General features: G+C 59.4%; 13 protein-coding genes. 8 read left to right on the top strand and 5 right to left on the bottom strand.

Going from position 1 to position 13,313, the window contains the following annotated elements; genetic code table 11:
- Positions 1-701: histidinol dehydrogenase (gene hisD / locus AC1DRJ_RS10960; protein WP_477802150.1), on the top strand; the 701-nt coding region annotated here is incomplete at its 5' end.
- Positions 702-703: 2 nt separating this feature from the next.
- Positions 704-1,756: a histidinol-phosphate transaminase gene (gene hisC / locus AC1DRJ_RS10955; protein ID WP_477802149.1), complete on the top strand. Its 1,053-nt coding sequence runs from the start codon at positions 704-706 to the stop codon at positions 1,754-1,756.
- A 138-nt stretch (positions 1,757-1,894) separates the two neighbouring features.
- On the opposite strand, the gene algW is transcribed toward hisC, so the two are convergent.
- The gene (gene algW / locus AC1DRJ_RS10950; protein ID WP_477802148.1) at positions 1,895-3,067 is read right to left on the bottom strand and encodes a Do family serine endopeptidase AlgW; all 1,173 of its coding nucleotides are present in this window, start codon (positions 3,065-3,067) and stop codon (positions 1,895-1,897) included.
- A 102-nt stretch (positions 3,068-3,169) separates the two neighbouring features.
- Here algW and AC1DRJ_RS10945 point away from each other — a divergent pair, with 102 nt between their 5' ends.
- The 3 genes from AC1DRJ_RS10945 (at position 3,170) to cysN (ending at position 7,013) form a co-directional block, all read left to right on the top strand.
- Positions 3,170-3,928: a Nif3-like dinuclear metal center hexameric protein gene (locus AC1DRJ_RS10945; protein ID WP_477802147.1), complete on the top strand. Its 759-nt coding sequence runs from the start codon at positions 3,170-3,172 to the stop codon at positions 3,926-3,928.
- 259 nt (positions 3,929-4,187) lie between these two features.
- Positions 4,188-5,105, top strand: coding sequence for a sulfate adenylyltransferase subunit CysD (gene cysD, locus AC1DRJ_RS10940; protein ID WP_007942729.1), 918 nt, complete (start codon positions 4,188-4,190; stop codon positions 5,103-5,105).
- Between the two features lie 9 nt (positions 5,106-5,114).
- Positions 5,115-7,013 (top strand): sulfate adenylyltransferase subunit CysN, encoded by a 1,899-nt coding sequence (cysN, locus tag AC1DRJ_RS10935; RefSeq protein WP_477802146.1) that lies wholly within the window; start codon positions 5,115-5,117, stop codon positions 7,011-7,013.
- A gap of 151 nt (positions 7,014-7,164) precedes the next feature.
- Here cysN and AC1DRJ_RS10930 read toward each other — a convergent pair whose 3' ends face one another.
- The 3 genes from AC1DRJ_RS10930 to AC1DRJ_RS10920 are packed head-to-tail and all read right to left on the bottom strand — an operon-like array spanning position 7,165 to position 10,566.
- Positions 7,165-8,067: an acyltransferase gene (locus AC1DRJ_RS10930; RefSeq protein WP_477802145.1), complete on the bottom strand. Its 903-nt coding sequence runs from the start codon at positions 8,065-8,067 to the stop codon at positions 7,165-7,167.
- Positions 8,068-10,167, bottom strand: coding sequence for a phosphate acetyltransferase (pta, locus tag AC1DRJ_RS10925; protein WP_477802144.1), 2,100 nt, complete (start codon positions 10,165-10,167; stop codon positions 8,068-8,070). It abuts the gene before it with no gap.
- Positions 10,168-10,227: 60 nt separating this feature from the next.
- Positions 10,228-10,566, bottom strand: a complete 339-nt coding sequence (locus tag AC1DRJ_RS10920; protein ID WP_477802143.1) for a DUF3565 domain-containing protein — start codon at positions 10,564-10,566, stop codon at positions 10,228-10,230.
- On the opposite strand from AC1DRJ_RS10920, the gene AC1DRJ_RS10915 reads away from it, so the two are divergent.
- The 3 genes from AC1DRJ_RS10915 to AC1DRJ_RS10905 all read left to right on the top strand — a co-directional run bounded on the left by AC1DRJ_RS10915 (position 10,535) and on the right by AC1DRJ_RS10905 (position 12,885).
- On the top strand, positions 10,535-11,020 hold the full coding sequence (locus AC1DRJ_RS10915; protein ID WP_477802142.1) for an FKBP-type peptidyl-prolyl cis-trans isomerase: 486 nt from the start codon (positions 10,535-10,537) through the stop codon (positions 11,018-11,020). The genes AC1DRJ_RS10920 and AC1DRJ_RS10915 overlap by 32 nt on opposite strands.
- A 122-nt stretch (positions 11,021-11,142) precedes the next feature.
- Positions 11,143-11,625: a glutathione peroxidase gene (locus AC1DRJ_RS10910; RefSeq protein WP_477802141.1), complete on the top strand. Its 483-nt coding sequence runs from the start codon at positions 11,143-11,145 to the stop codon at positions 11,623-11,625.
- Positions 11,626-11,781: 156 nt separating this feature from the next.
- Entirely contained in the window at positions 11,782-12,885 is a 1,104-nt protein-coding gene (locus AC1DRJ_RS10905) for an NADH:flavin oxidoreductase (protein WP_477802140.1), read from the top strand.
- A gap of 117 nt (positions 12,886-13,002) precedes the next feature.
- Here AC1DRJ_RS10905 and AC1DRJ_RS10900 read toward each other — a convergent pair.
- On the bottom strand, positions 13,003-13,313 hold a 311-nt coding region (locus AC1DRJ_RS10900; protein WP_477802139.1), incomplete at its 5' end, for a glycosyltransferase.

Genomic DNA, 13,313 nt, shown 5'->3' with positions numbered 1-13,313 from the left:
ACAAAGTAGTCGGCCCGGGTAACATCTATGTCGCCACCGCCAAACGCCACGTGTTTGGTCAGGTCGGTATCGACATGATCGCCGGCCCGTCCGAGATTCTCGTGGTGTGCGACGGCCAGACCGATCCGGACTGGATCGCCATGGACCTGTTCTCCCAGGCTGAGCACGATGAAGACGCCCAGGCGATTCTGGTCAGCCCGGACGCCGAGTTCCTCGACAAGGTTGCCGCGAGCATCAACAAATTGATGCCGACCATGGAGCGTGCCGAGATCATCGCAACCTCGATCAATGGCCGTGGCGCGTTGATCAAAGTGCGCGATATGGAACAAGCCATCGAAGTGGCCAACCGCATCGCGCCGGAGCACCTGGAGTTGTCGGTTGCTGATCCGCAGGCCTGGTTGCCGCAGATCCGTCACGCGGGCGCGATTTTCATGGGGCGCCATACCTCTGAAGCGCTGGGTGATTACTGCGCCGGTCCGAACCACGTGCTGCCGACTTCCGGCACCGCGCGTTTCTCCTCGCCGCTGGGTGTGTACGACTTCCAGAAACGCTCCTCGATCATCTTCTGCTCACAGGAAGGTGCATCCGAACTGGGCAAGACCGCTTCCGTGCTGGCCCGTGGCGAGTCGCTGACGGCGCATGCCCGCAGCGCCGAATACCGCATCATTGACGAGCTCTCTAATGAAGAGCAGGGGAACTGAACATGAGTAAATTCTGGAGCCCCTTCGTCAAGAGTCTGGTGCCTTACGTGCCGGGCGAGCAGCCGAAACTGACGAAACTGGTGAAGCTCAACACCAACGAAAATCCTTACGGTCCATCGCCTAAAGCCTTGGCCGCCATGCAGACCGAGCTGAATGACAATCTGCGCCTGTACCCGGACCCGAACAGTGATGTGCTCAAGCAAGCCGTCGCCAAGTACTACGGCGTCCAAGGCAACCAGGTGTTCCTCGGCAACGGTTCCGATGAAGTGCTGGCGCACATCTTTCACGGATTGCTGCAACACGACCAGCCGCTGCTGTTCCCGGACATCAGCTACAGCTTCTATCCGGTTTACTGTGGGTTGTATGGCATCCAGTTCGACGCGGTGCCGCTGGACGATCAATTCCAGATCAACCCGGCCGACTACGCCAAGCCGAATGGCGGGATCATCTTCCCGAACCCGAACGCTCCCACCGGCTGCCTGCTGACGCTGGACGCCGTCGAGCAGATCCTCAAGGCCAGCCCGGATTCGGTGGTCGTGGTGGATGAGGCTTACATCGACTTTGGTGGAGAGACGGCTATCAGCCTGGTCGACCGTTATCCAAACCTGCTGGTGACTCAGACCTTGTCCAAGTCCCGCTCGCTGGCCGGCCTGCGGGTTGGACTGGCGGTGGGGCATCCGGACTTGATCGAAGCGCTGGAGCGGATCAAGAACAGCTTCAACTCTTATCCGCTGGATCGTCTGGCGATTGTGGGGGCTGCTGCGGCGTTCGAGGATCGCGAGTACTTCGACAAGACTTGCCGGTTGGTCATCGATAGCCGTGACAAGGTGGTCGGGCAGTTGGAGGCSAAGGGTTTTGAGGTGTTGCCGTCAGCGGCGAACTTCATCTTTGCCCGTCATCCCAAGCACGATGCGGCAGGGTTGGCGGCTAAGTTGCGTGAGCAAGGCGTGATCGTTCGGCACTTCAAGCAGGAGCGGATTGCCCAGTTCCTGCGGATTTCCATCGGCACACCTGAGCAGAATCAGGCGCTGATCGACGGCCTCGGCGAACTCTAAACCACCACTGAACCTGTGGGCGCGTGGCTTGCCCGCGATGAACGATGACGCGGTGTACCTGATACACCGCGGTGTTCCCATCGCGGGCAAGTCGGATCGCCGCACCGCACGCTCCAACAAGGACTTTGGGTTGGCTGCTTACTTTTCTTCTTTCTCTTTGGCCGGTGCCGGCGCTGGTGCCGGTGGCGGGCGCAGGCCGATTTCAGCGGTAAGCTTCAGTTCTTTGCCATTGCGCATCACCTGAATCGTGACCTTGTCCGTCGGCTTGATCCGCGCGACCTGGTTCATCGAACGTCGACCATCACCCGCTGGTTCGCCGTCGATGGAGAGAATCACATCCCCCAATTGCAGGCCGGCCTTCTGTGCCGGGCCATCCCGGAAAATCCCCGCGACTACAATCCCCGGACGTCCCGACAGACCGAACGACTCCGCCAGTTCCTGGCTCAACGGCTGTACTTCAATGCCCAGCCAGCCGCGAATCACCTGGCCGTGTTCGATGATCGACTTCATCACTTCCATCGCCAGTTTGACCGGGATCGCAAACCCTATGCCTTGCGAGCCGCCGGACTTGGAGAAAATCGCGGTGTTGATGCCGGTCAGGTTGCCATTGGCGTCCACCAGCGCACCCCCGGAGTTGCCGGGGTTGATCGCGGCGTCGGTCTGGATGAAATCTTCGTAGTTGTTCAGGCCCAACTGGTTGCGCCCGGTGGCACTGATGATGCCCATGGTCACGGTCTGGCCGACACCGAACGGGTTACCAATGGCCAGCGCCACGTCGCCGATGCGGATGTTGTCGGAACGGCCGATAGTGATGGAAGGAAGGTTCTTCAGATCAATCTTCAGGACGGCGAGGTCCGTTTCCGGATCGCTGCCGATCACCCGGGCCAAGGTTTCGCGGCCATCCTTGAGCGCCACCACGATCTGGTCGGCACCCGTAGTCACATGGTTGTTGGTCAGCAAGTAGCCTTCCGGGCTCATGATTACGCCGGAGCCGAGGCTCGATTCCATGCGCTTCTGCTTGGGCGAGTTGTCCCCGAAGAAGCGGCGGAACTGGGGGTCTTCAAACAGCGGATGGCTTGGTTTGTTGATGACTTTGGTGGTGTACAGGTTGACCACCGACGGCGCGGCCAGGGTGACGGCATCGGCGTAAGACACCGGCCCTTGTTGCACGCTGGTTGTTTGCGGTGCTTGCTGCAAATTTACGTCGAGGCTGGGAAGCCCGACCCACTGCGGGTAACGCTGAATTATCAAAAGAGCGATAAGCACGCCGGCCAATAGCGGCCAGCCGGAAAAACGCAGCGCCTTGAGCATTAAGCACGTCCTGAAAGGTTGCAGGCGGTATGAGACCGCCCATAATGTCGCGCATTATACGAGGCCAAGCGCGCCTCTGAACGGGATATTTAGGAGTCTTTTATGGCCGTCGCCCTGAGCACCTTGGTCGAAGAAGCCGACCGTTACCTTGCCAGCGCCAAAATTGCTGATTACTGCCCCAACGGCTTGCAGGTCGAGGGCCGGCCGCAGGTGATGCGCATCGTCAGCGGTGTCACCGCCAGCCAAGCGCTGCTGGACGCTGCCGTCGATGCCCAGGCCGATCTGGTACTGGTGCATCACGGTTATTTCTGGAAGGGCGAAAATCCGTGCATCACCGGCATGAAGCAGCGTCGGTTGAAAACCTTGCTCAAGCACGACATCAGCCTGCTGTCCTACCATTTGCCGCTGGACCTGCACCCGGAAGTCGGGAACAACGTGCAACTGGCCCGGCAGTTGGATATCACCGTCGAAGGCCCGCTGGATCCGGACAATCCTAAAGTTGTTGGCCTGGTTGGTTCGTTGAGCGAGCCGATGACGCCGCGTGATTTCGCCCGTCGTGTCCAGGAAGTCATGGGGCGCGAGCCACTACTGATCGAAGGCAGCGCGACGATTCGCCGGGTCGGCTGGTGCACCGGTGGCGGCCAGGGTTACATCGACCAGGCGGTGTTGGCCGGTGTCGATCTGTACCTCAGTGGCGAGGCCTCCGAGCAGACTTTCCATAGTGCCCGGGAAAACGACATCAGTTTCATCGCCGCCGGCCATCACGCCACTGAGCGTTATGGTGTGCAGGCGCTGGGCGATTATCTGGCACGCCGGTTTGCCCTCGAACACATCTTCATCGATTGCCCGAATCCGATCTGAATCACCCCTCTCCATTGTGGGAGCGAGACCGGCTTGCCGGCGATGGCTGCATAACATCGACATTGATGTGACTGAGGCACCGCTATCGCGAGCAGGCTCACTCCCACAGTACACAGTACCCAGTACACCCGAACAGGCAGGTATATTCATATACCCTTTCGATCTAGCTGGCGTCCTGATTAGAAGAGGTCGCTGTGCTAGGATTCCTCGCTCGAACACGGCCCGCTGGCCGTCCATAAGATCGTTTTCGTGAGTAGCCATGGTCGACAAACTGACGCATCTGAAACAGCTGGAGGCCGAAAGCATCCACATCATCCGCGAGGTCGCCGCCGAGTTCGATAACCCGGTGATGCTGTACTCCGTCGGTAAAGACTCCGCCGTGATGCTGCACCTTGCGCGCAAAGCATTCTTCCCGGGCAAACTTCCGTTTCCGGTGATGCACGTCGACACCCAGTGGAAGTTCAAGGAAATGTACGCGTTCCGCGACCGCATGGTTGAAGAACTCGGCCTTGACCTGCTGGTGCACGTCAACCCTGACGGGGTTGCGCAGGGCATCAACCCGCTGACCCACGGCAGTGCCAAACACACCGATATCATGAAAACCGAAGGCCTCAAGCAGGCCCTCGACAAGTATGGTTTCGACGCTGCTTTCGGTGGTGCCCGTCGCGACGAAGAGAAGTCCCGTGCCAAAGAGCGCGTGTATTCCTTCCGCGACACCAAGCACCGCTGGGACCCGAAAAACCAGCGCCCGGAACTGTGGAACGTCTACAACGGCAACGTCAACAAGGGCGAATCGATTCGCGTGTTCCCGTTGTCGAACTGGACCGAACTGGACATCTGGCAGTACATCTATCTCGAAGGCATCCCGATTGTGCCGCTGTATTTCGCCGCCGAGCGCGACGTTATCGAGATGAACGGCACCTGGATCATGATCGACGACGAACGCCTGCTCAATCACCTGAGCGATGAAGACAAGGCGCGCATCGTCAAGAAAAAGGTCCGCTTCCGTACGCTCGGCGACTACCCGCTGACCGGTGCGGTCGAGTCCGAGGCGACCAGCCTGACCGACATCATTCAGGAAATGCTCCTGACGCGAACTTCCGAACGCCAGGGCCGGGTCATCGACCACGATGGCGCAGGCTCGATGGAAGAAAAGAAACGTCAGGGTTATTTCTAAGGGGTTGTCATGTCGCACGTATCTGATTTGATCAGCGAGGACATCCTCGCCTACCTGAGCCAGCACGAACGCAAGGAAATGCTGCGCTTTCTGACCTGTGGCAACGTCGATGACGGCAAGAGCACCCTGATCGGGCGCCTGCTGCACGACTCCAAGATGATCTACGAAGATCACCTGGAAGCCATTACCCGCGATTCGAAAAAAGTCGGTACCACCGGCGATGACATCGACCTGGCCTTGCTGGTCGACGGCCTGCAGGCCGAGCGTGAGCAGGGCATCACCATCGATGTCGCTTACCGCTATTTCTCCACTGCCAAACGCAAATTCATCATCGCCGACACTCCCGGCCATGAGCAGTACACCCGCAACATGGCCACCGGCGCATCTACCTGTGACCTGGCGATCATCCTGGTCGACGCCCGTTACGGCGTGCAGACCCAGACCCGTCGCCACAGCTTCATCGCCTCGTTGCTGGGCATCAAACACATCGTGGTTGCCATCAACAAGATGGACCTCAACGGCTTCGACGAAAAAGTCTTCGAGTCGATCAAGGCCGATTACCTGAAGTTCGCCGAAGGCATCGCCTTCAAGCCGACCACCATGGCCTTCGTGCCGATGTCGGCGCTCAAGGGCGACAACGTGGTGAACAAGTCCGAGCGCTCGCCGTGGTACACCGGCCAGTCGCTGATGGAAATTCTTGAAACCGTCGAAATCGCCAGCGACCGCAATTACACCGACCTGCGTTTCCCGGTGCAGTACGTCAACCGTCCGAACCTGAACTTCCGTGGTTTCGCCGGTACGCTGGCCAGCGGCGTCGTGCACAAGGGCGACGAAGTGGTTGTGCTGCCGTCGGGCAAGAGCAGCCGTGTGAAATCCATCGTTACCTTCGAAGGTGAGCTGGAGCATGCAGGTCCGGGTCAGGCTGTGACGCTGACCATGGAAGACGAAATCGACATCTCGCGCGGCGACTTGCTGGTACATGCCGACAACCTGCCGCAAGTGACCGACGGCTTCGACGCCATGCTGGTATGGATGGCCGAAGAGCCGATGCTGCCGGGCAAGAAATACGACATCAAACGCGCCACGACGTACGTGCCGGGTTCGATCACCAGCATCGTCAACCGCGTTGACGTGAACACTCTGGAAGAAGGTCCGGCCAGCGCCTTGCAGCTGAACGAGATCGGTCGGGTCAAGATCAGCCTCGACGCTGCCATCGCGCTGGACGGTTACGCGAGTAACCGCACCACCGGCTCGTTTATCGTCATTGATCGTTTGACCAATGGCACCGTCGCCGCCGGCATGATCATCGCTCAGCCAGTGGCGCATGGCAGCGCTACGCACCATGGCAAGCTCGCTCACGTCGCCACCGAAGAACGCGCCCAGCGCTTCGGCCAGCAACCGGCCACCGTGTTGTTCAGCGGCCTGTCGGGCGCTGGCAAAAGTACTCTGGCTTACGCGGTTGAACGCAAGCTGTTCGACATGGGCCGTGCGGTGTTTGTACTGGATGGCCAGAACCTGCGTCATGACCTGAACAAAGGTCTGCCACAGGATCGCGCCGGACGTACCGAGAACTGGCGTCGTGCGGCACACGTTGCGCGTCAGTTCAACGAAGCTGGTCTGTTGACTCTGGCTGCATTCGTAGCGCCAAGCGCCGAAGGTCGCGTGCAGGCTCGGGAGCTGATCGGCAAGGAGCGTTTGCTGACCGTTTACGTGCAGGCGTCGCCGACTGTTTGCGCCGAGCGTGATCCGCAAGGGTTGTACGCTGCTGGCGGCGACAACATTCCGGGCGACTCCTTCCCGTACGACGTGCCGCTGGATGCAGACCTSGTGRTCGACACCCAGTCGYTGTCGCTGGAAGAAAGCGTCAAGCARGTGTTGGAYCTGTTGCGYSRSCGCGGCGCGATCTAAGCGTTAGCTGCCAATAAAAAACCCGCCGATGAGTGATCATCGGCGGGTTTTTTTGTACCAGGTGATGATCGTTCCCACGCTCCGCGTGGGAATGCCTCAATGGACGCTCCGCGTCCGCTTCGGCAGGGATCGGCGGTTTTTTGCCAGGTTATCAGTTAGACGGATACTCCCGATGCATCTGCTCCAGCTGCGCATCCTTATCCAGCCACAGCTGATTGATCCACCCCTGAAACTGCAATCGATACTCCCCATCCTGGTCGTAGTTCTTGCCGATAAAATGCGGCGGAATCTTCAGCTCCTGAAAATGCACCACCACGTCCGCAACATTCCCGCACAGCAAATCCCAATACCCCGGACGCCCGCCCGGATAGTGAATCGTCACGTTGACGATGGACTCCAGCTGCTCACCCATCGCATCCAGCACAAACGCAATGCCACCGGCTTTGGGTTTGAGCAGATACTTGAAGGGTGATTTCTGCTGCGCATGCTTGCCTTCGGTGAAGCGTGTGCCCTCAACGAAATTGAAAATCCCCACCGGGCTATTGCGAAACTTCGCGCATGTCTTGCGGGTTGTTTCCAGGTCTTTGCCTTTTTTCTCCGGGTGCTTTTCCAGATACGCCTTGGAGTAGCGCTTCATGAACGGAAAGCCCAGGGTCCACCACGCCAGACCAATCACCGGCACCCAGATGAGCTGCTGCTTGAGAAAAAACTTCAGCGGCTGGATACGACGGTTGAGCACGTATTGCAGCACCATGATGTCGACCCAGCTCTGGTGGTTGCTGGTGATCAGGTACGAGTGCTGATAGTCCAGGCCTTCCAGGCCGCTGAGGTGCCAGCGGGTGCGGCAAACCAGGTTCATCCAGGCCTTGTTGTTGCTGATCCAGGCCTCATGGGTATGGCTCATCAACCAAAGCGTGAAGCGTTGGGTGATGGCGAACGGCAGCACCTTGAAAATCGCCACGCAGAACAGAAACGAGCACAGCAAAATGGTATTGAGGGCCAGCAACAACGATGCAATCACGCCGCGTACGGCGGCAGGCAGGAAATCCAGCATTTAAACATCCATAGGTCGGTTGGCAGCCTGGATCGCGGTCAACGCGATGGTGTAGACGATGTCATCGACCTGCGCACCACGCGGCAGGTCGTTCACCGGTTTGCGCAGGCCTTGCAACATCGGCCCGAGGCTGACGCAATCGGCACTGCGCTGCACGGCTTTGTGGGTGGTGTTGCCGGTGTTCAGGTCGGGGAACACGAACACCGTGGCGCGACCGGCGACCTGGCTGTTGGGTGCCAATTGTCGGGCCACGGTTTCGTTGGCAGCGGCGTCGTACTGCAAAGGGCCGTCGATCAGCAGCGAGTTTTGTTGTTCGTGGGCAAGCAACGTCGCTTCGCGCACTTTCTCGACTTCTTCGCCGCTGGCGGACTCACCGCTGGAATAGCTGATCATCGCCACGCGCGGGGTGATGCCAAATGCCGCTGCCGAGTCGGCGCTTTGCAGGGCGATTTCGGCCAGTTCACTGGCGCTCGGGTGGGGGTTCATCACGCAATCGCCGTAGACCAGCACTTCTTCCGGAAACAGCATGAAGAACACGGACGACACCAAAGTGCAGCCCGGTGCCGTTTTAATCAGTTGCAGGGCTGGGCGGATGGTGTTGGCCGTGGAGTGAATCACGCCAGAGACGAGGCCGTCGACTTCATCCAGCGCGAGCATCATGGTGCCGATCACCACGGTGTCTTCCAATTGCTGCTCGGCCATCGGCGCGTTGAGGCTTTTGCTTTTGCGCAGGGCGACCATAGGCTCGATGTAGCGCTCGCGGACCAGGTCCGGATCAAGAATCTCCAGCCCAGGTGGCAACTCGATACCTTGAGCACGAGCCACGGCTTCGACGTCCGCCGGTTTCGCCAACAGCACGCAACGGGCAATGCCACGGGCCTGACAGATCGCTGCCGCTTGCACGGTCAACGGCTCGCTGCCTTCCGGCAGCACGATGCGCTTGTTGGCCGCCTGAGCGCGCTGGATCAATTGGTAGCGGAACACGGCAGGCGACAGGCGCATCTCACGCGGGGTGCCGCAGCGCTGGTGCAGCCAGTTGGCATCGAGGTGGCTGGCGACGAAATCGGTGATGATCTCCGCACGCTCGCGGTCGTCGATGGGGATTTCCTTGTTCAAACCGTTCAACTGGTTGGCGGTGTCGTAGGAGCCGGTGCTCACCGACAGCACCGGCAAACCCGCCTGCAGCGCACCACGGCACAAGTCCATGATGCGTGGGTCGGGCAGGGTGTCGCTGGTCAGCAGCAGGCCGGCCAGCGGTACACCGTTCATGGCGGCGAGGCTGACGGCGAGGATGATGTCGTCGCGATCACCGGGCGTTACTACCAGCACGCCGGGCTTGAGCAGCTCCACGGTGTTGCGCATGGTGCGGGCGCAGATGATGATGTTGGTCATGCGCCGGGTTTCGTAGTCACCGGCATTGAGGATTTGCGCGCCCATCAAATCGGCCACGTCGCGGGTGCGCGGGGCGTTCAATTCCGGCCGGAACGGGATGCAGCCCAGCAGACGGAAATCACCGCTGCGCAGCAACGGCGAGTGATCTTTCAAGCGTGTGGCGAAGACGTCCATGCTTTCGTCGGTCTTGACCTTGTTGAGGATCACGCCGAGCACTTTCGGGTCTTTCGGACCGCCAAACAACTGCGCCTGCAATTCCACGCGGCCGGAGAGTTCGGTCAGGGCTTCGCTTTCCGGCGCAGAGACCAGAATCACGTCGGCATCGAGGCTCTTGGCCAAATGCAGATTGACCCGCGCGGCGTAGCTGGCGCTTCGGGTCGGGACCATGCCTTCGACGACCAGCACATCCTTGCCGACGGCGGCTTGCTGATAAAGGGTGATGATTTCTTCGAGCAACTCATCCAGCTGACCATCGCCGAGCATGCGCTCGACATGTGCCAGGCCCAGCGGCTTAGGTGGTTTCAAGCCGTGGGTGCGGGCCACCAGTTCGGTGGAGCGTTCCGGGCCGGTGTCACCCGGATGTGGCTGGGCAATCGGYTTGAAAAAACCGACTTTGAGGCCGGCGCGCTCAAGCGTGCGTACCAGCCCGAGGCTGATGGAGGTCAGGCCCACACCAAAATCGGTGGGTGCGATAAAAAAAGTTTGCATGCGGATTCTCTAAAGGTGCATGGCAATGGTGGCGATCTATGTCTGGTCGCCTACCGAAATTCAGTCGTCAAGGTTATCGCTAACCGGGCCTTGTGCGCACCAACCGCAGTCAAAGGGCTGGCCTATTTTTTCAATACGTTGCGCGGGGTCCAGCACCCAGGCGCGCGATTGCCACGGTGGCTGATGGCGCAGGTGCTGGGTATGACCGCAAGAAAGCTCGGCCACCCAATGCCCGTCCTCATCCTGATGGAAGCTAGTGACCGTTACGCCAGGCGCCTCGAACCTTCCGTCCGGGTTCTGTTCGCTTTCGGGCGATGGCTTCGCTAAACTTGGCCTTTCTTCATTCTTATGCAAAAGGTCTCGCCCCATGCTGATCGCCGCCAATAAGGCTGTCTCCATCGACTATACCCTGACCAACGACGCTGGTGAGGTCATCGACAGCTCCGCCGGTGGCGCGCCGCTGGTCTACCTGCAAGGCGCAGGTAACATCATCCCGGGCCTGGAGAAGGCTCTGGAAGGCAAAACCGTCGGCGACGAGCTGACCGTAGCCGTTGAACCTGAAGATGCCTACGGCGAATACGCTGCCGAACTGGTAAGCACCTTGAGCCGCAGCATGTTCGAAGGCGTCGATGAACTGGAAGTGGGCATGCAGTTCCACGCTTCCGCTCCGGACGGCCAGATGCAGATCGTCACCATTCGCGATCTGGACGGCGACGATGTCACCGTTGACGGCAACCACCCGTTGGCCGGTCAGCGCCTGACTTTCCAGGTCAAGATCATCAACATTCGTGACGCCAGCCAGGAAGAAATCGCTCATGGTCACGTCCATGGCGAAGGTGGCCATCACCACTGATTTTCTGCGCTAAGCTCAGAGAACTGGAGAGGCGCCCGAGGGCRCCTTTTTAGTCCGCGGCTGTCATTGGTGGCATTACCAAGTGGCTGTTTCGAGAAGAACACGGGAATTTGGAGTTCGTCATGAGTGCTTTTCACGACCTTAAGTTGACAGCCTTGGATGGACAGGAACTACCGCTGGCGCCCTTCAAGGGGCAAGTCGTGCTGGTAGTCAACGTCGCCTCCAAATGTGGCTTGACCCCACAGTACGCGGCGCTGGAAAACCTCTACCAGCAATACAAAGGTAAAGGTTTCAGCGTGCTGGGCTTGCCTTGCAACCAGTTTGCCGGGCAGGAGCCAGGTTCCGAGAAAGAGATTCAGGATTTTTGCAGCCTCAACTATGGCGTGACCTTTCCGTTGTCCAGCAAGCTGGAAGTCAACGGTCATGAACGTCATCAGTTGTATCGCTTGCTGGCGGGAGAGGGTGCGGAATTCCCGGGTGACATTACCTGGAACTTCGAAAAATTCCTGCTGGGCAAGGACGGCCGTGTATTGGCGCGGTTTTCGCCTCGTACAGCGCCGGATGATCCGACGATCRTTCATGCGATTGAAAAAGCGTTGAGCTGACCCCCAAAAATCGCAGCCTTCGGGCTGCGATTTTTTTATGTCTGCCTTTTGACCCTTAATCACCCGGATCAATAGTGCTGGGCATCGCTTGTCACTGCGCATATTATCGCCGTCATAAAAGTTATGTCCGTCGATATCGTTTTCGTGGAGTGCCCCATGCCCGTTAAAGCCTTGTTCAAACCGTTCCATCTCGGCACCCTTGAACTGCCGACCCGTGTCGTCATGGCGCCGATGACCCGTTCGTTTTCGCCGGGTGGCGTACCCAATTCCAAAGTGATCGAGTACTACCGCCGGCGCGCCGCTGCCGGTGTGGGCCTGATCATCACCGAAGGCACGACCGTTGGTCATAAGGCCTCGAACGGCTACCCGAATGTGCCGCATTTATATGGTGAAGCGGCGCTGGCCGGCTGGAAGAAAGTTGTCGACGCCGTGCATGGCGAAGGCGGCAAGATCGTTCCGCAACTGTGGCATGTCGGCAGTGTGCGCCGTATCGGCACCGAGCCGGACGCCAGTGTCCCGGGTTACGGCCCGTCGGAAAAATTGAAGGACGGTCAGGTCGTGGTTCACGGCATGACCAAGCAAGATATTCAGGACGTGATCGCTGCGTTCGCCCAAGCCGCCAAAGATGCCCAGAGCATTGGCATGGACGGCGTGGAAATCCACGGCGCCCACGGTTATCTGGTCGACCAGTTCTTCTGGGAAGGCAGCAACCAGCGCACCGACGAATACGGTGGYGACCTGGCCAGCCGTTCACGGTTCGCGATCGAACTGATCCAGGCCGTGCGCGCGGCCGTCGGTGAAGGCTTCCCGATCATCTTCCGCTTCTCGCAGTGGAAGCAGCAGGATTACACCGCGCGCCTGGTGCAAACCCCTGAAGCGCTGGGTGAATTCCTCAAGCCGTTGTCCGATGCTGGCGTGGACATTTTCCACTGCTCGACACGCCGTTTTTGGGAGCCGGAATTCGACGGTTCCGAGCTGAACCTGGCGGGCTGGACGCGCAAACTTACCGGCAAGCCGACCATCACCGTGGGCAGCGTTGGCCTGGATGGCGAATTCCTGCAATTCATGGTCAACACCGACAAGATCGCCCAACCGGCGAGCTTGGAAAAGCTACTGGAGCGCTTGAACAACGACGAATTCGACCTGGTGGCTGTGGGTCGTGCGTTGTTGGTAGACCCGGACTGGGCGCTCAAAGTACGCGACGGGCGGGAAGAAGACATCCTGCCGTTCAGCCGTGAGGCGTTGATGACGCTGGTTTAAGCGGAGTCTGAGCTGACCCATCGCGAGCAGGCTCGCTCCCACACGGGATTTGTGTACGACACAAAACCCTGTAGGAGTGAGCCTGCTCGCGATGACTGACTCAAAGTCACAGAAACTTCAGGGTACGGTCGATGCATTCGGCAGCACCACTTCCCCCACACAAGCCCCCCGCAACTGCCCCTCAAACTGCTCGATTATCGCCGCCCAACCCTGCCGGCTTGCATGCTGGCGCGCATTCAGCCGCACACAGCGCAAGGTCTCGCGCTCCTCCAGCAGCCACGTAGCCGCATCGCAGAACGCCTCTTCATCTCCCGGCATCGCCAACACGCCGTTGTAGCCATGGCGAATATGCTGGGCCGCTGCCGCCTGGTCGTATGCCACCACCCCCAAACCCGACGCCAATGCCTCAAGCACCACGTTGCCAAAGG

It is taken from the genome of Pseudomonas sp. P5_B2 (assembly GCF_056400445.1).
This window is presented reverse-complemented; position numbering and strand designations above follow the sequence as displayed.